The sequence below is a fragment of the Sphingomonas sp. G-3-2-10 genome (assembly GCF_012927115.1).
In the GTDB taxonomy this organism is placed as follows: Bacteria; Pseudomonadota; Alphaproteobacteria; order Sphingomonadales; family Sphingomonadaceae; genus Sphingomonas.
Genome location: NZ_JABBFY010000002.1, coordinates 280,211 through 300,750, shown reverse-complemented (window position 1 = coordinate 300,750; position 20,540 = coordinate 280,211). Strand labels below are relative to the sequence as shown.

The window sequence follows — 20,540 nt, the reverse complement described above, 5'->3', positions numbered from 1 at the left end:
ACCGGTCGGCATAAGCGGCGCACCTTGTTTCCGAACCGAGTGGGGATGGATCATGGTCGCCGAGACCGCCCGTATCCTGGACGAATATATCCTGGCCTCGGCAAAGGCGGGGGACCGGGCGGCGTTAGCGTTGCTGGCGCGACGCTGGCACCGCCGACTGGTCGCGCATGCCTGGCGGCTGACCGGGGACCCGGAGCTGGCGTGTGACGCCGCCCAAGCCGGATGGATGGAGATCCTGCGCTGCCTTCCGCGCCTGAACGACGAGCGGGCCTTTCCCGCCTGGGCCTATCGGATCGTGTCGCGTGCCTGCGCGAAGCAGATCGGCAAGTCGGTGCGGCGGCGCAAACTGGTCGATGCGCTTGCGCACGAACCCGAAGCCGAGCCGGCCGATCCCGGCGCGCCGATCGACGCGCAACGGGTTCGCGCGGCGGTGCGCATGCTCCCCCCGGGACAGCGGGCGGCAGTGGCGCTGTTTCATTTCGAGGATCTGAGCGTCGCGGAAGTCGCGGTGGCGCTCGATGTGCCGGTCGGCACGGTGAAGACGCGGCTGATGCACGCGCGGCTCAAGCTGCGCGCAGCCTTTGAAGGAGACGAATGATGCGTGATCTCGATCGCATGGTCGACGAAGCCCTGAACGAAGAGGAGCGCGCCCTGCTGCGCAGTATCGGCGAGGAGCCGCGCTTCATCGCACAGACATTGGGCATTTTCGGCGGGCGGACCGGCTGGGTTTCGGGGCTGATGCTGTTGGCTCAGGCGCTGTTGTTCGCAGGCGGCGTGTGGGCGGCGTTCGGGTTTTTCCAGGCGGGCGATGCCCTTGCCGCGCTGCGCTGGGGCGTGCCTGCCGCGACGCTGCTCCTGATGTCGCTCATCATCAAGATGTCGATGTGGCCGACGCTGGAGGCCAACCGCGTGATTCGCGAACTGAAGCGGATCGAGCTTCAGATCGCGCATTCCGCCAATCGCACCGCGGGACGCTGAGCCGCCCCGCTCGGCGGGCGCGCGTGTTCGGACCTCAGCCCCGTTCGCGGGCCTGGCGATAGGTACCCAGCACGCGCGCCCATTTGGTGTGGAAGGTCAGTTCCTCGAGCGCGCGGTCGAGATGCGGTTCGCCCGGGCGGCCGGTGACATCGGCATAGAATTCGGTCGCCGCGAAGGTGCCGCCGCGCTGGTAGCTTTCCAGCTTGGTCATGTTCACGCCGTTGGTCGCGAAGCCGCCCAGCGCCTTGTAGAGCGCGGCGGGGACGTTCTTCACCTCGAAGATGAAGGTGGTCATGAACTGGCCGTCTGTCGGCAGCGGCGCGGCTTCGCGCGCCAGCACGACGAATCGGGTCATGTTGTGATCGGCGTCGGCAAAATCCTCGGCGAGGATGTTGAGGCCATAGAGCTGGCCCGCCCCCGGCGGCACCAGCGCGGCGATCGCGGGGTCGTTGAGCTCGGCGACCACGGCGCCCGCGCCGGCGGTGTCGGGATAGGCGACCGGGGCGATGTTATGCATCTTGAGCCAGTTGCGGCACTGGCCCAGCGCCTGGGGATGGCTCATCGCTTCCTTCACTTGCGTGATCGCGCCGGTGCCGACCAGATCGTAGCGAATCGGCAGGAAATGTTCGCCGGTGATGACCAGCCCCGATTCGGGCAGCAGGAAGTGAATGTCGGCGACGCGGCCGTGGAGCGAATTCTCGATCGGGATGATCGCGCAATCGGCTGCGCCTTCCTTCACCGCGTCGATCGCATCCTCGAAGCTGAAGCAGGGCAAGGGGAGGCCGTCCGGAAAGGCCTGCATCGCCGCGATATGCGAATTCGCGCCCGGCGCGCCCTGATAGGCGACGGCGCGATGCGGCTCGGCGGCGGCCGCTTCGACCATGCGAGCGACGATGGGACGGGCGGGGGCGGCGAAATTCTCCATAGGGTGCGCGCGCTAGCTGTCTCCTCGGCGGGCGGCAAGCCTGTCCGGGTTTCGGCGTTGTCCCGGATGATCCGAACCCGGCTTGCGGTGTGCAAAGTGCCGCACTAGAGGGGTCTCGAAATTTTCCCAGGGGCGTCACAGTATGGACGATCGGACGAATACGATTGCAGGTTGGGTTCTGGCCGGCGGCATTGCCGCGCTGGGCCTGTCGATCGTCAGCGGCATGGTGTTCAAGACGCACGCACCCGAGAAGCCCGGCTATGCGGTCGAGGGCGCGGCGGAAGGCGGCGGCGACGCTGCTGCTGCGGACCTGCCGATCGCGGCGCTGCTCGCCACCGCCGATCCGGCCAAGGGCGCGGAAGTCTTCAAGAAGTGCGCCGCGTGCCACACGATCAATCAGGGCGGCGCGAGCGGCATCGGCCCGAATCTGTGGAATGCCGTCGGCAAGCCGCACGGCCATGTCGCCGGCTTCGCCTATTCGGACGCGCTCAAGGGCGTTCCGGGCAACTGGGACTTCGACGCGCTCGATCACTGGCTGAAGAACCCGCGCAAGTACGCGCCGGGCACCAAGATGACCTTTGCCGGCCTGCCCAACCAGCAGGACCGCGCGAACCTGATCGTCTATCTCAACAGCCAGGGTTCGAACCTGCCGCTCCCCGCCGCTCCGGCGCCGAGCGCGGCGCCGGCCGCCGAGGGCAATGCAACCGAAGCGGCTCCGGGCGGCGACCTGTCGAATCAGGCAACCCCGGCAGCGGGCGCGCCTTCGGTCGATCCGAACGCTGCGGTTCAGGCGGAGAAGAAGGGCCACTAAGGCTCGTTCCACCCGACCAGAACAATGAAAGCGCCGCGGGTCATTCCGCGGCGCTTTTCGTTTGAACCTGTCAGTTGGGGCACATGCTCGCAGCGGACTTACGGTACAGGATATAGTGGCCGTCATCTGCGAGCATGACGAACTGGACCAGCGCGTCCTCGTCGAAAACGCCATAGGTCCGGCCGTCACGCTCTACGGTGAATGACAGGAACCGGCCGATCCCGGGTGGCTTGATCGCGTAGCGGTAGCCGGCGCCCTGTGGCGAGGCTTCGATCGGCGCCTCCGCGGTCAGCTCAATACCGGTCTTGTGAAGTTCGAGATGGAAGCCGATCTGGATCGGTTCGGGCTGGAGTATCCGCATGCCCTGCGCATCGAGGCGGATCGGCGATGCGTTCGCTGCCGTAAAGCAGCCATAGGCCTTCCGCTTGTCGGGATCCGCTTTGACCGGAGCGAAAGCGACGAGGCCAATCATCAGGGCTGCCAGCAATGCGACGCCCCACGGCGCGAACCGGCTAACCAAGGCTTCGTAGTCGTTGCCGCCATCATAGCTCATGACATCAGGCTAGCGACTTCCCGCCAATCCGCGAGCCATGCTTGCGATGGGCCGCACGGACGTTCGAACAGCGAGGCGCTCAAACGTCCGTACGGCCCGTCGAGCCTTTACTGCTGGTGCCCGGTGATGCGGCTGCGCGGGCGGTCGATCTTGGTGTGATCCTTGTCGCGCCAGAAATCCTTGACGATTTCCCAGCCCTCTTCGGCGGTTTCGACGAAGTGGAACAGGTCGAGGTCGCGCGGCGAGATCACGCCTTCCTCGCACAGCGCTTCGAAGTTCACGACGCGGTTCCAGAAGTCCTTGCCGTAGAACAGTACCGGGATCGGCGCGATCTTGCCGGTCTGGATCAGCGTCAGCAGCTCGAACGATTCGTCGAACGTGCCGAAGCCGCCCGGGAACACTGCCACCGCGCGCGCGTGCAGCAGGAAGTGCATCTTGCGCAGCGCGAAATAATGGAACTGCATCGACAGGCCCGGCGTGACGTACGGGTTCGGCGCCTGCTCGTGCGGCAGGACGATGTTGAGGCCGACCGTATCGGCGCCCACGTCACGCGCGCCGCGATTGGCGGCTTCCATGATCGAAGGGCCGCCGCCCGAGGTGACGACGAAATGCTGCTTGCCCGCTTCGTCGCGCGGGAAGTTGCTGGCGAGGCGCGCGAGTTCGCGGGCGACGTCGTAATATTTCGACTTCTCGATCAGCCGTTCCGCGATCTTCTTCGCTTCGGGCGTGGTGGCGAGTTCGCGCAGCGCCACTGCCTTGCTCGGCTCGGGGATGCGCGCCGAGCCATAGACCACGAAGGTCGAGGCGATGTTCGCTTCGTCGAGCACGACCTGGGGCTTGAGCAGCTCAAGCTGGAACCGGATCGGCCGCAGGTCGTCGCGCAGCAGGAAATCTAGGTCCTGAAAGGCGAGCCGGTAGGCGGGATGCTCGGTCTGCGGGGTGATGCCGTGGTCCTTGGCGACTTCGGCTTCCTGCTTCGCGGGCCGGAATACCCGCGACGGTACTTTTGTGTCTGTCATTTGAACCAGCCTAGGCCAATCCGCCGGCGAAACCAAGATCAGGGCTTCGCGGCGAGGCGGCGGCGGATCGGCTCGAATTGCGGCGTGGGTCCGCGCGGGACCGAGAAGGGGGCATCCCAGTGGCGCCACGGCACCGGGCCACCGCCCAGCTCATAGTCCATCCCGTCCCACACATCCTCGCGAAAGGCGTAGAAGGCCCAATGGACGCCGGCCCCGTCGAGCGCGGTCAGGACATCCTCCAGATAGGCGGGGCAGAAAGGCAGGCGGCGCATACAGCCGAATTCGCCCGCCACCATCCGGCTGCGCGGGATACCGTGCGAATCGGCCCAGGCGAGCGGACGGGCGAGATAGGCGGCGACTGCGGCACGGTCCCAATTCACCGTCTTGCCGCCGAACGCGACAGGGCCCGGATAGGGCACCGGCCTCGCACGCCTGAGGTTCGGCGCGCTGGTCGCCTCGTACGGCTCGTACATATGGTAGGCGTAGAGGAGCGAGGCATCCTCGAGCGGGCCGGGCCAATAGTCGAAGGCATCGGCAGCGGCGTACCAGCCGGCATCGAGCATGACCGGCGTGTCGCGATCGGCTTCGCGAATCGCGGCGATCACGGTGCGGTAGAAGAGCGGCAGATCGCGCGCGGTGCCGCGATTGGCGGCATACCAGTCGCGCATCGTCTTGGTGTCGCTATGCTCGGGCAGGCCGAACCCCTTCTCGGGCGTGGGCTCGTTGATCAGGTTGTATCCGGCGACCGCAGGGTGATCCGCCAGCTCGCGGGCGAGGTCGCGCCAGAAGGCGGCGGCATCGGCCCAATGCGCCTTGTCCTGCCACAGCCGTCCGTCCTGCTTGTCGCCATTCTGCTGGACCCAGCGGTTCCACGGCAGGGACAGCGGCGAGATCACGACCTTGAGGCCGGCGCGATCCGCCCGGTCGAGCGCGGCGCGCAGGATCGCGAGATCCTCGGCGACCAGTCCGCGATAGTTCGCCACGTCGCCGATCAGGAAGTCGCGCTGCTTGCCCTTCCACTTGGTGAAGGTCAGCCGCACCCAGTCGGCGCGATAACCGGCCAGCGCATCGAACCAGGCCTGATCGGGTGGCGTCCCGTTGAAGCTGTTGCCGCCGTGGCGGGGCGTATCCCACCAGGTGATGGTCGGCGACGATGCGGCGGTCAGGCCGAACAGGCAGGCGATCAGCAGAAGGATGCGCATGACGGAAGCCTAACGGCACCGCTCAGCGGCAGAAAGGCCCCTTGCCCATGTCGAGATGCAGATGGTTGTAATGCGCTGCGTTATAATCCGGGCTGAGCACGGTGCGGAACCGTTTGCAGGCCGATTTGTGGATCGTCTCGAGGAACTGGCGCACGTCCGGATCTCCCGATCGCCAGTCATGCTCGATCGTGATGCGGCGGCCGTCCTTCAGCACGAACGCCGAGATGTCGACGGCGTTGGCGAGGCCGTGTTCGGAGATCGTCTTCGCGCCCTCGGCGCCGCGCCCCACCACGCCGCGACAGGCATAGGTGCCATAGGTCTCGACCTTGGCCAGTTCGCTGCCGAGGATCTGCGCCGAGGCGGGCGCGACGGCGAAGCGGACCCAGCCGGTGAAGGTACGCGCCAGCGGGCATTTGATCGCCTTCAGGTTCGTCACCGGCACGCCGATGTCGAGCAACTGGACCGATCCGGTGACGAGGCAGCCGCCGCCATAATCGCGATCGGGCAGCGGATTATAGACGATCTGTTCGCGCGTGAGCTCGGTGAAGCATTGCTGCGTCTCGCGCGGATCGGGATCGGCGAGGCTGATCGGACCGGTGGGACGTTCGCGGATGACCGGCGCGGACGGGCGCGCGGGGCGCGGGTCGTAATCGTCGTCGCCGAACACGCAGCCCGAAAGCGCGAGGGGCAATACGGCCAGACTGAACCACCGGATACGCATGGCGCGGGCGTAAGCCGGTTGTGGTTAACGCGGGCCTAATGCGCCGATTGACTATGAAACTGGTAGCGCTACCAATAAGGCTGCGGGCACCCATCAGGCGTGTCGCGATCCGGAGAGGCAGATGCTGAGAGCCGTGCTTGCCGCAATCGCGATGCTGTTCGCGAACCTCGCTTTCGCGCAGGCGCCAGCAACGCCGCCGCTGCGTATTTCGCTCTGGGCGAACGGCGCGCCGGGCTTCGAGGCCCGGGCGAAAATTCCCGAACAGTCCGAATTCTACTGGACCCGCAATATCAACGATCCGAGCATCACCTATTTCCCCGCCCGTGCCGAGCGGCGGACCGGCGCGGCGGTGCTGATCATGCCCGGCGGGGCGCACGAGTTCCTCGTCATCACCAGCGAAGGCGACGATGTCGCGCGCTGGTTCGCCGATCGCGGGGTGGCGGCGTTCGTACTGCGCTACCGGTTGTTCCGGGGGAAGGAATCGCCGGGCATCTATACGTTCGATCATGCGCGGCAGGACGCCGAGCGCGCGATGCGGACGATTCGCGGGCGGGCCGGCGAATGGCTGATCGATCCCGGGCGGATCGGCGTGGTCGGATTTTCTGCGGGCGGAGAACTGGCGCGGGTGACGGCGCTGAGCCCGCCGGTTGCCGCGCCGGGGGCGGGCGATGCGATCGACCGGATCTCGTCGCGGCCCGATTTCGGCATCCTCGTCTTCCCCGGACCGCTGCATGGACCGGAAGCGATCACGAAGGAGTCGCCGCCGCTGCTGCTGGCCGCGACCAATGACGACGAATGCTGCTCGCAGCCGATCATCGACTTGATGGCGGCCTATCGGCAGGCAGGCGCGTCGGCCGAGATGCACATGTATGCAGCGGGCGGTCACGCCTTCAACATGGGCGAACGGACGCCGTTCGTGAGTCTGCGCCACTGGCCCGACCGGATCACCGACTGGATGACCGATCGCGGCTTGCTGGCGCTGTGGCGGCCGGCGCCCACAGGATAATTACGCTGCGCTGCGGCAATCCGTAATTGACTTTCAACCTCGCGCCGCTAGGGCCGTCGACGGGCCACGCGGTCCCAACGCCGCGCGTGCTCTCTGCAAGGAGAGACTGACATGACTGATACGACTCTACCCGACGCCACCATTGCGTCCGTTGCCAAGCCCGCCACCAAGCCGGCTCGCCCCCATTTTTCATCCGGCCCCTGCGCCAAGCCTCCCGGCTGGGATGCATCGAAGCTCGCGGTCGAGGTCCTTGGACGCTCGCACCGTTCGAAGCTCGGCAAGACCCGCCTGCAATACGCCATCGATCTGATGCGCGAGATGCTGGCGCTTCCCGATACGCATCGCATCGGCATCGTCCCCGGTTCGGATACCGGCGCGTTCGAAATGGCGATGTGGACGATGCTCGGCGCGCGCGGCGTGACGACTTTGGCGTGGGAATCGTTCGGTGAAGGTTGGGTCACCGATGCGGTCAAGCAGCTCAAGCTCGATCCGACGATCATCCGCGCCGATTACGGCCAGCTTCCCGATCTTGCCCAAGTGAACTTCGCCGACGACGTGCTGTTCACCTGGAACGGCACCACTTCGGGCGTGCGCGTTCCCAATGGCGACTGGATTCCGGCGGACCGCGAGGGCCTGACCTTCGCCGACGCGACCAGCGGGGTGTTCGCCTACGACCTGCCGTGGGACAAGATCGATGTCGCGACCTTCTCGTGGCAGAAGGTGCTGGGCGGCGAGGGCGGCCACGGCGTGCTGATCCTCGGCCCGCGCGCGGTCGAACGGCTGGAGCAGTACACCCCGGCATGGCCGCTGCCGAAGGTGTTCCGCCTGATGGCCAAGGGCAAGCTGGCCGAGGGCGTGTTCAAGGGCGAGACGATCAACACCCCGTCGATGCTGGCAGTCGAAGATGCGATCTTCGCGCTCGAATGGGCAAAGGGTCTGGGCGGCGGCGCCGGCCTGATCGCGCGCAGCGACGCCAATGCGGCGGCGCTCGACAGGATCGTGCAGGAGCGCGACTGGCTCGGCCATCTCGCGGCCGACGAAGCTTCGCGTTCGAAGACGTCGGTGTGCCTCACGGTCGAAGGCGCGGACGAAGCTTTCATCAAGAAGTTCGCCTCGCTGCTCGAGAAGGAGGACGCGGCCTACGACGTCGCCGGATATCGCGATGCCCCCGCGGGCCTGCGTATCTGGTGCGGCGCGACGGTCGAGACCGCCGATATCGAAGCACTCGGGCCGTGGCTCGACTGGGCCTACGCGACCGCCAAGGCGTCGTAAGTCTCCCTCTCCCCTTCAGGGGAGAGGGTCGGGGAGAGGGGCATATCGCGAGCCGCTCCCCTCCATGACTGCCCCTCTCCCTCGCTTCGCTACGCTCGCTTGCCCTCTCCCCTGAAGGGGGGAGGGAATGGAGAATAAAATGCCCAAGGTACTCATCAGCGACAAAATGGACCCCAAGGCCGCCGAGATCTTCCGCCAGCGCGGAGTCGAGGTGGACGAGATCACCGGCAAGACCCCGGAAGAGCTCAAGGCGATCATCGGCAATTATGACGGCCTCGCCATTCGCAGCTCGACCAAGGCGACCAAGGAAATCATCGACGCCGCGACCAACCTCAAGGTGATCGGCCGCGCCGGCATCGGCGTGGACAATGTCGACATCCCCTATGCCTCGTCCAAGGGCGTGGTGGTGATGAACACCCCGTTCGGCAACTCGATCACCACCGCCGAACACGCCATCGCCCTGATGTTCGCGCTCGCGCGCCAGCTGCCCGAGGCCGATGCTTCGACCCAGCAGGGCAAGTGGGAGAAGAACCGCTTCATGGGCGTCGAGCTGACCGCGAAGACGCTGGGCCTGATCGGCGCGGGCAATATCGGCGGTATCGTCGCCGACCGCGCACTGGGTCTGCGCATGAAGGTCGTGGCCTACGATCCGTTCCTGACGCCCGAGCGCGCACTGGAAATGGGCGTCGAGAAGGTCGAGCTGGACCAGCTGCTGGCGCGTGCCGACTTCATCACGCTGCACACGCCGCTGACCGACCAGACCCGCAACATCCTGAGCCGCGAGAATCTGGCCAAGACCAAGAAGGGCGTGCGGATCATCAACTGCGCGCGCGGCGGCCTGATCGACGAAGCAGCGCTGAAGGATGGCCTCGATTCGGGTCATGTCGCGGGCGCGGCGCTCGACGTTTTCGTGACCGAGCCGGCGAAGGAATCGCCGCTGTTCGGCACCGCCAACTTCATCTCCACGCCGCACCTTGGCGCATCGACCAGCGAAGCCCAGGTCAATGTCGCGATCCAGGTCGCCGAGCAGATGGCCGACTTCCTCGTGTCGGGCGGCGTCACCAACGCGCTCAACATGCCTTCGCTTTCCGCCGAGGAAGCGCCGCGCCTGAAGCCGTACATGGCGCTGGCCGAGAAGCTCGGCAGCCTGGTCGGCCAGCTGGCGCATGGCGGGATCAACCGCGTTTCGATCCACAGCGAAGGCGCCGCCGCCGATCTGAACCAGAAGCCGATCGTCAGCGCGGTGCTGGCCGGGTTCCTGCGGGTCCATTCGGACACGGTAAACATGGTCAACGCCCCCTATCTCGCCAAGGAGCGCGGGATCGAAGTGCGCGAAGTGCGCAACGAGAAGGAAGGGGACTACCACACGCTGATCCGCGTCTCGGTGAAGACCGAAGCGGGTGAGCGTTCGGTGGCCGGCACGCTGTTCGGTAATGCCGCGCCGCGTCTGGTCGAGCTATTCGGGATCAAGGTCGAGGCCGATCTGGCCGGCGACATGCTCTACATCGTCAACGAGGACGCGCCGGGTTTCATCGGCCGTCTGGGTTCGACGCTGGGCGCGGCGAACGTCAATATCGGCACCTTCCACCTCGGCCGCCGCGATGCCGGTGGTGAAGCGGTGCTGCTGCTGTCGCTCGACGAAGCGGTGACCCCGGAACTCCTCGCCACTGTCCGCGCGCTTCCGGGCGTCAAGACGGCGATGGCGCTGAAGTTCTAGGCTGTATCGGCATTCTGCCCATACCGGCCTGCAAATGGCGGTTTCACCCGCTTCCGGTGCTCACGTGCTTTAAGCACGCTGCGCTCCGGGTCGGGTGAAACCACCATTTTCGACTCGGCCTGAGCAGAATGACGACACAGCCCGGTGAGTATGTGCCCCGTATCCAGCCGGGAGCGGAGCGCGTAAGGCGCCGGGCGAAAGGACCTTGCTACGATGACCGGCCTGCTTCCCGAAGGGTTTCACGATCGTCTTCCTCCGTCCGCCGATGCGGCGGCGCGGGTGGAGGGGCGGGTGCTCGGCGTGGCGCATGGCTATGGCTATGAGCAGGTCGATCCGCCGCTGGCCGAATTCGCCGAGGCGCTCGCTTCGCGATTGAAGGCGGGCGGGATGCGCGACGCGGTGCGCTTCGTCGATCCCGTGTCGCAGCAGACGCTGGCGATCCGGCCGGACATTACCGCGCAGGTCGGCCGGATCGCGGCGACGCGGATGGCGCACCATCCGCGGCCGGTACGGCTTTCCTACGCGGGTCCGGTGCTCAAGCTGCGCGCGAGCCAGCTGCGGCCCGAGCGGGCGATGCGGCAGATCGGGTGCGAGCTGATCGGGCTCGATTCGGTCGCCGCGGCGAGCGAAGTCGTGCGGGTCGCGGTCGAGGCGCTGCGGGCTGCCGGAGTCGAGGGGATCGCGATCGATTTCACCTTGCCCGATCTGGTCGACACGCTGGCAGGCGACAGCCTGCCCGCGGCGAAGCTGGCCGAGCTGCGCGAGCGGCTGGATGGCAAGGATGCCGGTGGAGTCGCGGCGATTGCGCCGGAGTATCTGCCGCTGATCGAAGCGGCGGGTCCGTTCGATGCAGCGATGGCCAAGCTGCGCGGAATCGCGGCGCTGGCCTCGCGGCTCGACGGACTGGCAGCAGTGGCGGCGAGCCTGCCGGGCGATGTTGCGCTCACCCTCGACCCGACCGAGCGGCACGGGTTCGAATATCAGAGCTGGATCGGCTTCTCCATCTTCGCGCGCGGCGTGCGCGGCGAGATCGGGCGCGGGGGCAGCTATGCGGTGGTCCATGAGGATGGCCGCGAGGAACCGGCGGTAGGCTTTTCGCTCTATGCCGATCCGATCCTCGACGCCGGAATCGGCGGCGGCGAGCGGCGGCGGCTGTTCCTGCCGTTCGGGACCGACGCCGCGAAGGGCGCCGAACTGCGCGCCGAAGGCTGGGTCACCGTCGCGGCGCTGGAAGCGGACGATACGCCGCAGGCGCAATTGTGCAGCCATGTGCTGGGAGCCGATGGACCTGAAAAGGTCGGGTAAGTCGCGCAGATGGTGACCTTTGCCCGAGGGCAATTGCGTCATTCGGGCGTCTGGCGCGGCGCCGCGATCAACCGGGTCAAAGAGCGGCCGTCATGGTAACGGCGCACCCGGTTGAGCAGGCGAAATCCTACATTGCAAGCAGCGGCGCGGGCTGGTGGGATGGGGACGGCTCAAGGATATCCCTCAATCTGTTCGTGCTGAGCTTGTCGAAGCACCGCTCTTTCTTCTGACCGCCGGTCGAAGAGGAGAACTGCCCTTCGACAAGCTCAGGGCGAACGGGGATTATCTGGCAAGCAGCGGCGCAATCTCGTCCGCCTCGAACCCGGCTAGTGCTTCCGCCACAGCGTCGCGATAGCCCGCATCCTGCGCGATCCGTTCCGGGAACACCTGCCGCAGCGCCAGCATCGCATCGAGATCGCCAGATGCCGCCGAGAGCGTGTCGGCGAGCGGATCGGTGATCTTCTCGCCCGCAGCCGTCTTGCGCCGCAGGAATGCGATCCAAGCCGCGATCGGCACGGCGAGGCGATCGACCGGACGCCCGGCTTCTAGCGCGGCGAGCGTCGTGTCGAGCAGGCGATAGGGCAGCTTCTGCGAGCCGTCCCATGCGATCTGCGACAGCAGGTGGCGGATCGCGGGGTTGCGGAAGCGGTTGAGCACGGCGTTCGCATAGCTCTCGCTGTCGAGGCCTTCGACCGTAGGCAGCGAGGGGCGGATATCATCATGCGCGAGGCGCGTGATGAACGCCTCCAGCGACGGATCGCTCATCGCCTCGAACACCGTCTCATGGCCCAGCGCGAGGCCGATATAGGCGAGCGAGCTGTGCGTGCCGTTGAGGATGCGCAGCTTGGCCTGTTCATAGGCGCGGACATCGTTGGTGAGGGTGACGCCGACCGATGCGAGATCGGGCGCGCCGTCGAAGCGCTGGAGCACCCATTGGGTGAAACTCTCGCGCTGGACCGCTGCATTGTCGGTCACGCCGAGTTCGCCAGCGACCTTGGCGAGGAACGCTTCGTCGCTGGCCGGGGTGATCGAATCGACCATCGAATCGGGGAAAGCGACCCGGGTTTCGATGAAGGTGGCGAGATCGGCGTCATACTGGCGGGCCAGCGTGGCGCAGGCCGCGCGGAGCTTGCCGCCATTGCCGGTCATATTGTCGCAGCAGAGCATCGCGAAGGGCGCGATGCCGGCGGCGCGGCGATCGGCGAGGCCGGCGACGATCCAGCCGATCACGCTTCGCGGCTCCGCCGGGCGCGTCAGGTCATGGACGATGTCGGGGTGCGACAGATCGAGGCTGCCGTCGCCCGAGAGGCAATAGCCCTTTTCGGTGACGGTGCTGGTCGCGATGCGGATCGCGGGATCGGCGAGCAGCGCGCGCAGCTTCGCGCCTTCGCCGGGGCCGATCCAGTCGCTGTGCGCGGCGATGATCCGCGTCGAAGGCTCGCGATCGATTACCGCCAGCGTGTACAGCCCGTCCTGCGCCCGCAGCGCATCGACCGTGCCCGGCGTGCGCAGCGAAACCGCAGCGATGCCCCAGCTCGGATCGCTGTCCAGCAGCCGGTCGATACAATCGGCCTGATGCGCGCGATGGAACGCGCCGGGGCCGAAATGGACGATGCCGGTGGTGACATTGGCGATGTCGTGGCCGGGCCGCGAAACGGCGGCGGGGAGCGAAGCGAGGCTGGCGCGGGAAAGCGTTGTCATCGCGCCCGGCTCAGCCTTCCGGGCGTTGCAAAGTCAATAGTCAGATCAATCTAATCTGCGGCATGGTCCCGGCGTTTGTGGCCCATGCCGCGACGGCGCTTCAGCGGCGGTTCGGCCGGACCGAAAGCGGGCCGCTCTGTTCGATGCGGATCGTGTCGGAAATGGTGAAGCGAACCTCCCGATTGGGAAAATCGATCTCGACCTTCCGGAAATTGCGCAGCGCATCCATGCCGAGCAGCAATGCGGGCCGGTCCATAAGGCCGAAATGCTCGAACGGCGCGGCATCGACAAAGGCGACGGGCATCCATTCGAAACGGATCGGCCCGATCCTCACCGCCGGCACGAACATATAGTCGACCTGCGCGGTGCCGCCGGTGACGCTGGTCAGCACCGTGGTGTGCATATCGCGCTTGCGGGTGCGGACGCGCTTGCGCAGCGCATTGTTGCCCACGCTGACCTGCGAGCCGGTGTCGAGAATGACCTGGATCCGCGTGTCGCCATAATAGGCGTCGGTCACGATCAGCTGTCCGAAGCGGCTGCGCGCGGTGACGACGATCTCGTTCGGACTGTAGGAACCGCTGCGGTTTTGCTTGGTCGACGGCATCACCGCCATCTGGTCTTTTTCGAAATCGATGATGACGCGATGGTTTTGCAGCGTATCGATCCCGAGCAGGCCGGCGGCGCCGAGATTCATCCCGTCGAGCGCCGGCGCGCGGATGGTGTGGCGCTGGCCGATCGACTTGATGAACAGTTCGGGCACGATCACCGTGTCCACGCTGCTGCGCTCGGTCATCGAGGTCATGTTGATCGGCGAGGAGGGGGCGAGATTGAGCACGCCCGCGAGCTGGCGCGACACGACGGTGCGTTCGGCGCCGGTGTCGATGATGAAGTTATAGGGCTTCGAATTGCCGATGCCGACGGGAACGGTCAGCCGCTGATCCTGCTGGCCGAGCTGGAGCAGCACGGCTTCGTTGCTGGGGGCGATCTTTTCGGGATCCTGCGGCGTGCTGGCGCCGGCTGCGGCCGCGACCGGCAGGGTGAAGAGCAGCAAGGCGCGAAATCCGAGCATTGCGAAACGATATACCTGCACATGTTGCGCAGCAATCGAAATGTTTCCGATTGTTTCCAGCAGGTTCCTGTGCGGTTCAGCGGGGCGGACCGGCACCGCAAGACCATAGGACCTAATCCAGCCGCATCGCTTCCTGCGCAATCTGTTCGGCTTCCATCAGCATCGCATCCTCGGTCAGGCCCTGGGCCACATTCTCGCGCCCGATCATGATCAGCACCGGGACGGCGAGCGGGCTGACGCGGTCGAGATCGACGTGCAGCATCGTATCCGCCGCGGTGTCGAGCAGGCGGGCGAGGCGGCCGACATCGGTCATCCGCGCGCGGGCGTCGGCCCATGCGGCGCGCAGGAGGAGATGGTCCGGCTCGTATTTGCGCAGCACGTCGTAGATCAGATCGGTCGAGAAGGTGACCTGACGGCCGGTCTTCTTCTTGCCGGGCACCTGCCGCTCGACGAGGCCGCCGATGATCGCGACTTCGCGGAAGGCGCGCTTGAGCAAAGCCGATTGCTGGACCCATTCGACGAATTCATGTTCGAGGATGTCGGGGGAGAAGAGCGCGGCGGGATCCTCGATCTTCTCCAGGCCATAGACGGCGAGGGCATAATCATTGGCGACGAAGCCGATCGGCTTGAGGCCGAGCGCTTCCATGCGGCGGGTGATCAGCATCCCCAGCGACTGGTGCGCGTTCCAGCCTTCGAAGCTGTAGGCGATCATGTGATGGCGGCCTTCGTGCGGGAAGGTTTCGACCAGCAGCTGATCGGGCGCGGGCAGGGCCGAGCGCTGGTCCTGCACCTCCAGCCATTCGCGGACATCGTCGGGGAAGCGTTTCCATTGCTCGCGATCATGGAGAAATTCGCGGACGCGGTGCGCGAGGCCCGACGTGATGGCGAGGCGCGCGCCCATATAGCTTGGGATGCGCGCGGTCTTCGAGGTGGCGCGGACGATCAGGTCGGTCAGTTCGACCCGCTCGACTTCCAGCGCGACGCCGGCGAAGAAGAAGGTGTCGCCGGGGCTGAGCGAGGTGCCGAACGCTTCCTCGACCTTGCCGAGGCGGCGGCCATTCTTGAAGCGCACCTCGAGCATCGGCGATTCGACGATGATCCCGGCATTGAGGCGATGCTGCGCAACAAATTGCGGATGGCTGACGCGCCACAGGCCATCCGGACCCTGGGTCAGCCGCTTGAACCGGTCATAGGCGCGCAGGGCATAGCCGCCGTCCGCGATGAAGTTCAGCACGCGGTCGAATGTCTCTTCGGTAAGCGCCGAATAGGGCAATGCTGCGCGAATCTCCTGCAGCAATTCGGGGCCGGCGAAGGGCGCGGCGCAGGCACAGGCCATGACGTGCTGGGCGAGGACGTCGAGCCCGCCGGGGCGGAAATTGTCGGTGTCGAGCTCGCCGGCTTCGACTGCGTCGAGTGCCGCGCGGGCTTCGAGATATTCCATGCGGTTGCCGGGGACGAGCACGGCTTCGCTTGGTTCGTCGAGCCGGTGATTGGCGCGGCCGATGCGCTGGAGCAGGCGCGACGATCCCTTGGGCGCACCCATCTGGATCACGCAATCGACATTGCCCCAGTCGACCCCGAGATCGAGGCTGGCAGTGGCGACGAGGGCGCGGAGGCGTCCGTCTGCCATCGCCGCTTCGGCGCGGCGGCGCGCTTCGAGGCTGAGGCTGCCGTGATGGACGCCGATGGGGAGGCCGAGCCGGTTTTCCTTCCACAATTGCTGGAAGATCAGTTCGGCGAGGCCGCGGGTGTTGCAGAAGACGATGGTGGTCCGGTGGGTCTCGATCTCGGCCATCACCTGGGGAATGGCGTACATGCCCGAATGGCCGGACCACGGCACGCGGCCTTCGGGGAGGAGGATCGCGATGTCCGGGTCCGCTCCCTTGTCGCCCTGCACCAGCGTTACCGAATCGATGTCGCCATAGGGCGCGAGCCAGGCGCGATAGCCGTCGGGGTCTGCGACAGTGGCGGACAGGGCGACGCGGCGGAAGTTCGGCGCGATGGTCTGGAGCCGGGCGAGGCAGAGCGAGAGCAGGTCGCCGCGCTTGCCGGTGGCGAAGGCGTGGACTTCGTCGATCACCACGGTGCTCAGCTGTTCGAACAGCATCAGGCTGTCGGGATAGGACAGGAGCAGGCTGAGGCTTTCGGGCGTGGTCAGCAGGATCTCGGGCGGGCGCGCGCGCTGGCGGGCCTTGCGATCCGAGGGAGTGTCGCCGGTGCGGGTCTCGACGCGGATCGGCAGGCCCATCTCGGCGATGGGGGTGAGGAGGTTGCGCTGGACGTCGACCGCGAGCGCCTTGAGCGGGGAGATGTAGAGGGTGTGGAGGCGATCGGTGGGCGCTTCGATCAGTTCTGCGAGGCTGGGGAGGAAGCCGGCGAGCGTCTTGCCCGCGCCGGTGGGGGCGACGAGCAGCGCGTGGTTCCCGGCGCGCGCAGCGGCGAGCATGTCGCGCTGATGGCGGCGCGGGCTCCAGCCGCGTGACGCGAACCAGTCGTCAAGTATTTGGGGAAGCTGGGAACCGGCGGGCATCCCGACCATATAGGCATGATGGTGAAGCTCGGCGACTGGATCGATCCGCAACCTTCGGGAATCTATATCCCCGCCGCCGACGCGTGGGTGGATCCCTCGCAACCGGTGCCGAGGGCGCTGGTGACGCATGGCCATGCCGATCATGCGCGCGGCGGGCATGGCGAGGTGTGGGCGACGCCCGAAACGCTGGCGATCATGGAAGCGCGATACGGACCGCAGACCGGGCGTCCGGTGGGCTATGGCGAGCAGATCGCGCTGGGGACGGTGAATGTGCGATTCGTGCCCGCCGGGCATGTGCTGGGATCGGCGCAGGTGGTGCTGGAGCATCGCGGCGAGCGGGTGATCGTCTCGGGCGACTACAAGCGGCGCGAGGACCCGACCTGCGCGCCGTTCGAAGTAACGCCGTGCGACGTGTTCATCACCGAGGCGACCTTCGGGCTTCCGGTGTTCCGCCATCCCGAGACGCATGACGAGCTGGCCAAGCTGCTCGCCTCGCTGCGCGCCTTTCCCGAGCGATGCGTGCTGGTCGGCGCCTATGCGCTGGGCAAGGCGCAGCGGGTGATCCGCGAGCTTCGGGTGATGGGGTATGACGATCCGATCTACATCCACGGCGCGCTGCAGCGGCTGTGCGACCTCTATGTCGAGCATGGCGTCGATCTGGGCGATCTGCGCCCCGCGACCGGGGTGGCCAAGGCCGAACTGGCGGGGCGGATCATCCTGTGCCCGCCCGGCGCGCTCAACGATCGCTGGTCGCGGCGGCTGCCCGATCCGGTGACGGCGATGGCCTCGGGCTGGATGCGGGTGCGCCAGCGAGCGCGGCAGCGCAATGTCGAGCTGCCGATCATCCTCTCCGATCATGCCGACTGGGACGAGCTGACCCGCACCATCCAGGACGTCGCGCCCAGGGAGGTGTGGGTGACGCATGGGCGCGAGGATGCGCTGGTCCACTGGTGCCGCCAGCGGCAGATCAAGGCGCGGGCGCTGGAGCTTGCCGGGTTCGAGGACGAGGATGATTAGGCAGGGACGGCCGGTTGGGATTCTCGACCTGGCCGCGATTGCCAATACTCAGTGTTAGCGATACCATCTTCGTAAAAGGAGAGGTCTCATGAAGATGCTGAAGGCGCTGGCGCTGGTCTTTGCGCTGACGATTGGCGGCGGCGTGGCGCATGCGCAGGGGCCGGGCAATCCGGTGCTGGTCGGATCGGAGAATTCGCCCGATCTGCGCGGACCCGATGACCGCGCCAAGAATATCGACAACGCCCGCGACGCCGCGACCGCTCAGCCTCGCCGCAGCAGTTCGAGCCGGGCGCGCGCGGCCAGGCCGGAGGATATCGTCGCCGGAGCCGAGGTGCGCGATTCGAAGGGCGTGGTGGTCGGCACGATCGAATCGGTCAGCATGGCCGCAGCGGTGGTCGTGAGTCCCGGCGGCAAGGTCGAGGTGCCGCTCGAAGCGTTCGGCGTGAACAGCAAGGGGCTGCTGATCGGGATGACCAAGGCAGCGTTCGATGCCGTGGTTGCGGGCGCGAACAAGCCTTCCGGATAAGCTCAGGCGGCGCGGGCGTCCGCATCCGCGCTGAACAGCCAGGCTTCGGCCGAAGCGGGATCCTCGAACAGCCGGGCATGACGCGCGTCTATTGCCCGCATCAACTGCGAACGGGCGAGCGTCGGGCTGACGACGAAGGCGAGACGCCGCGAGGCATGGCTGGGCTGGGACAGCATCGCGCGGAAGGAATCGACCGCTTCCTGCGACTGTATCTTCATGTCGCGCACGTCGTTCAGCGTCACATGCCGGTTGCGCCCGCAGGTGAGCTTCTCGTGCGCTTCCTCGCGGGCTTGCAGGAAGGCAGTGATGTCGGCGGGCGTGAAGAAGCCGCCCATACGGATACGGATGAGATCGCGGGCGGGATCGGCTTCGATCTGGAAATGGGCGCTCATGAGTCGAGTCGCTACCGGAATTCGCCTACCAAATTCTAAAAGCAGACAAATCGATTGAAGTTGTAAGTAATTGTCCCGACGCGATTGTTGGGTGTTTCTGGTCGTTTCGGAGAAGCTGAAACGAGGCGGTGCGGGCTGCCTCAGCGAAGCCGAAAACGAATCAGCCGACGCCTTCCAGCGCCTTTTGCCGCCGCCGCTGGACCGAGCTGCCGATGCCCATCGCCTCGCGATATTTGGCGACGGTGCGCCGGGCGATATCGAAACCCTTGGCGTTGAGCATCTCGACGAGCGTGTCGTCGGACAGGATCGCCTTGGCGCTCTCGGCCGCGATCAGCGTCCGAATCGCGTCCTTCACGGCATTGGCCGACACCGCCTCGCCGCCGTCGGACGACTGGATCGCGCTGGTGAAGAAATATTTCAGCTCGAACAGGCCGCGCGCGCAGCTGAGATACTTGTTCGACGTCACGCGGCTGACGGTCGATTCGTGCATCTCGATCACTTCGGCGACCTGACGCAGCGTCATCGGCTTGAGATGCGCGACGCCGTGGAGGAAGAAGGCTTCCTGCTGCTTCACGATCTCGCTGGCGACCTTGATGATCGTCCGCTGGCGCTGGTCGAGCGCCTTCACCAGCCAATTGGCGCTGGCGAGCATGTCGGACAGCCAGGCCTTGCTGTTCTTGTCCTGCGGGCCGGCCGACACCTCGACATAATAAGCGCGGTTGACCAGCACGCGGGGCAGGGTGGCGGCATTGATCTCGACCGCCCAGCCGCCCGCGCGCTTCGCCACGAAGATGTCGGGGGTGACCGCCAGCGTGGGTTCGCCGCCATAGCGCAGGCCGGGCTTGGGATCGTAATTGCGCAGCTCGCGGATCATGTCCGCCATATCCTCGTCATCCACATTGCAGATGCGCCGGAGGCGGGCGATGTCGCCGCGCGCGACCAGTTCGAGATTGTCGATCAGCCGCGCCATGCACGGATCGTAGCGATCGGCTTCCTTCGCCTGCAGCGCGATGCATTCGGCGAGATTGCGTGCGCCGACGCCGGTGGGGTCGAAGGTCTGGATCGTCGCCAGCACGTCCTCGACGCGCGCGAGCGGCACGTTGAGCCGATTGGCGATTTCGAGCAGCGATACGGTGAGATAGCCGGTCTCGTCGATCTGATCGATCAGGTGCGCGGCGATGAACTGGTCGATGCCCGAAACGCTCTGGCCCGCCTGGGTGAGCAAGTGATCGGCGAGGCTCAGGCTGGTATCGGTGAAATTGTCGAAATCCGGACCGTCTTCCGATCCGCCGCCGCCGGTGCCGGCCATGCCGAGGCCGCCATCGAGCCCGCCGATCGAATCGGCCGCGCTGTCATGGTGGAAGGTCTCGGCAGTGAAATCGACGTCGAGCGCAGCTTCGCCATTGGCATCGCCGCCGGTCGAGAGCAGCTGGCTGGCGTCGGGCAGGGCGTCGCCGCCTGCGAAATCGCCATCGAAGTCGCCATCGAAATCCTGCTCGCGCTCGGCGGCGAGTTCGGCGGCAACGTCGCCATCGCGCTCGCGCGGGCCGTCATCGTCGCCGCTCTGCGATTCGAGCAGCGGGTTCTTTTCGATCTCCTCGGCGATGAAGGTCTCGATCTCGAGGTTCGACAACGCCAGCAGCTTGATCGCCTGCTGGAGCTGTGGCGTCATCACCAGCGATTGCGACTGGCGAAGGTCCAGACGCGGGGCGAGGCTCACGAAGCTACCCTCCAGCCTCCATTCGCCCTGAGCTTGTCGAAGGGCCGCTCTTCCTTCTCGAACCTTCGGAGAAGAA

At 66.3% G+C, this 20,540-nt stretch carries 19 protein-coding genes; 9 read left to right on the top strand and 10 right to left on the bottom strand.

Annotated features, from left to right (window positions below; all coding sequences use genetic code 11):
* Positions 1-52 precede the first annotated feature (52 nt).
* Both HHL13_RS18060 and HHL13_RS22600 read left to right on the top strand, forming a co-directional pair.
* Positions 53-598, top strand: coding sequence for an RNA polymerase sigma factor (locus HHL13_RS18060; protein WP_169557340.1), 546 nt, complete (start codon positions 53-55; stop codon positions 596-598).
* Positions 598-978, top strand: coding sequence for a DUF6768 family protein (locus HHL13_RS22600; RefSeq protein ID WP_240953892.1), 381 nt, complete (start codon positions 598-600; stop codon positions 976-978). The genes HHL13_RS18060 and HHL13_RS22600 overlap by 1 nt, the downstream gene beginning before the upstream one ends.
* Positions 979-1,012: 34 nt before the next feature.
* Here the strand turns inward: HHL13_RS22600 and HHL13_RS18050 are convergent, their stop codons facing one another.
* Positions 1,013-1,903: a prephenate dehydratase gene (locus HHL13_RS18050; RefSeq protein ID WP_169557339.1), complete on the bottom strand. Its 891-nt coding sequence runs from the start codon at positions 1,901-1,903 to the stop codon at positions 1,013-1,015.
* 142 nt (positions 1,904-2,045) lie between these two features.
* Between HHL13_RS18050 and HHL13_RS18045 the strand changes: the two genes are divergently transcribed.
* Positions 2,046-2,714 (top strand): cytochrome c family protein, encoded by a 669-nt coding sequence (locus tag HHL13_RS18045; protein ID WP_169557338.1) that lies wholly within the window; start codon positions 2,046-2,048, stop codon positions 2,712-2,714.
* A gap of 70 nt (positions 2,715-2,784) precedes the next feature.
* Here HHL13_RS18045 and HHL13_RS18040 read toward each other — a convergent pair whose 3' ends face one another.
* From HHL13_RS18040 to HHL13_RS18025, 4 genes are all read right to left on the bottom strand, one after another.
* Positions 2,785-3,267, bottom strand: a complete 483-nt coding sequence (locus HHL13_RS18040) for a hypothetical protein (RefSeq protein ID WP_169557337.1) — start codon at positions 3,265-3,267, stop codon at positions 2,785-2,787.
* Positions 3,268-3,374: 107 nt separating this feature from the next.
* Positions 3,375-4,286 (bottom strand): LOG family protein, encoded by a 912-nt coding sequence (locus HHL13_RS18035; protein ID WP_169557336.1) that lies wholly within the window; start codon positions 4,284-4,286, stop codon positions 3,375-3,377.
* A 38-nt stretch (positions 4,287-4,324) separates the two neighbouring features.
* On the bottom strand, positions 4,325-5,488 hold the full coding sequence (locus HHL13_RS18030) for a cellulase family glycosylhydrolase (RefSeq protein WP_169557335.1): 1,164 nt from the start codon (positions 5,486-5,488) through the stop codon (positions 4,325-4,327).
* A gap of 22 nt (positions 5,489-5,510) precedes the next feature.
* A complete protein-coding gene (locus HHL13_RS18025) occupies positions 5,511-6,209 on the bottom strand; it encodes an extensin family protein (RefSeq protein WP_169557334.1) in 699 nt (232 codons plus the stop codon).
* Between the two features lie 121 nt (positions 6,210-6,330).
* On the opposite strand from HHL13_RS18025, the gene HHL13_RS18020 reads away from it, so the two are divergent.
* From HHL13_RS18020 to HHL13_RS18005, 4 genes are all read left to right on the top strand, one after another.
* Complete coding sequence (locus HHL13_RS18020) at positions 6,331-7,215, top strand: alpha/beta hydrolase (protein ID WP_169557333.1); 885 nt, start codon at positions 6,331-6,333, stop codon at positions 7,213-7,215.
* A 111-nt stretch (positions 7,216-7,326) separates the two neighbouring features.
* Positions 7,327-8,487 carry a phosphoserine transaminase gene (locus tag HHL13_RS18015; RefSeq protein ID WP_169557332.1) on the top strand — a complete coding sequence of 387 codons (1,161 nt, stop codon included), beginning with the start codon at positions 7,327-7,329 and terminating at the stop codon, positions 8,485-8,487.
* A 139-nt stretch (positions 8,488-8,626) separates the two neighbouring features.
* Positions 8,627-10,204, top strand: a complete 1,578-nt coding sequence (gene serA / locus HHL13_RS18010) for a phosphoglycerate dehydrogenase (protein WP_169557331.1) — start codon at positions 8,627-8,629, stop codon at positions 10,202-10,204.
* Positions 10,205-10,417: 213 nt separating this feature from the next.
* On the top strand, positions 10,418-11,509 hold the full coding sequence (locus HHL13_RS18005) for an ATP phosphoribosyltransferase regulatory subunit (RefSeq protein ID WP_169557330.1): 1,092 nt from the start codon (positions 10,418-10,420) through the stop codon (positions 11,507-11,509).
* 282 nt (positions 11,510-11,791) lie between these two features.
* On the opposite strand, the gene HHL13_RS18000 is transcribed toward HHL13_RS18005, so the two are convergent.
* From HHL13_RS18000 to HHL13_RS17990, 3 genes are all read right to left on the bottom strand, one after another.
* Positions 11,792-13,210, bottom strand: a complete 1,419-nt coding sequence (locus HHL13_RS18000; protein ID WP_169557329.1) for a mannitol dehydrogenase family protein — start codon at positions 13,208-13,210, stop codon at positions 11,792-11,794.
* A 100-nt stretch (positions 13,211-13,310) separates the two neighbouring features.
* Entirely contained in the window at positions 13,311-14,279 is a 969-nt protein-coding gene (locus tag HHL13_RS17995) for a retroviral-like aspartic protease family protein (RefSeq protein ID WP_169557328.1), read from the bottom strand.
* A 112-nt stretch (positions 14,280-14,391) separates the two neighbouring features.
* Positions 14,392-16,809, bottom strand: a complete 2,418-nt coding sequence (locus HHL13_RS17990; protein WP_169557832.1) for a ligase-associated DNA damage response DEXH box helicase — start codon at positions 16,807-16,809, stop codon at positions 14,392-14,394.
* Between the two features lie 18 nt (positions 16,810-16,827).
* Here HHL13_RS17990 and HHL13_RS17985 point away from each other — a divergent pair, with 18 nt between their 5' ends.
* Positions 16,828-17,826, top strand: a complete 999-nt coding sequence (locus HHL13_RS17985; RefSeq protein ID WP_169557831.1) for a ligase-associated DNA damage response exonuclease — start codon at positions 16,828-16,830, stop codon at positions 17,824-17,826.
* Between the two features lie 88 nt (positions 17,827-17,914).
* Positions 17,915-18,352 (top strand): hypothetical protein, encoded by a 438-nt coding sequence (locus HHL13_RS17980; RefSeq protein WP_169557327.1) that lies wholly within the window; start codon positions 17,915-17,917, stop codon positions 18,350-18,352.
* 2 nt (positions 18,353-18,354) lie between these two features.
* Here the strand turns inward: HHL13_RS17980 and HHL13_RS17975 are convergent, their stop codons facing one another.
* Together HHL13_RS17975 and rpoN are read right to left on the bottom strand one after the other, a co-directional pair.
* Positions 18,355-18,744, bottom strand: coding sequence for an STAS/SEC14 domain-containing protein (locus HHL13_RS17975; protein WP_169557326.1), 390 nt, complete (start codon positions 18,742-18,744; stop codon positions 18,355-18,357).
* Between the two features lie 160 nt (positions 18,745-18,904).
* The gene (rpoN, locus tag HHL13_RS17970; protein ID WP_169557325.1) at positions 18,905-20,464 is read right to left on the bottom strand and encodes an RNA polymerase factor sigma-54; all 1,560 of its coding nucleotides are present in this window, start codon (positions 20,462-20,464) and stop codon (positions 18,905-18,907) included.
* Positions 20,465-20,540 lie beyond the last annotated feature (76 nt).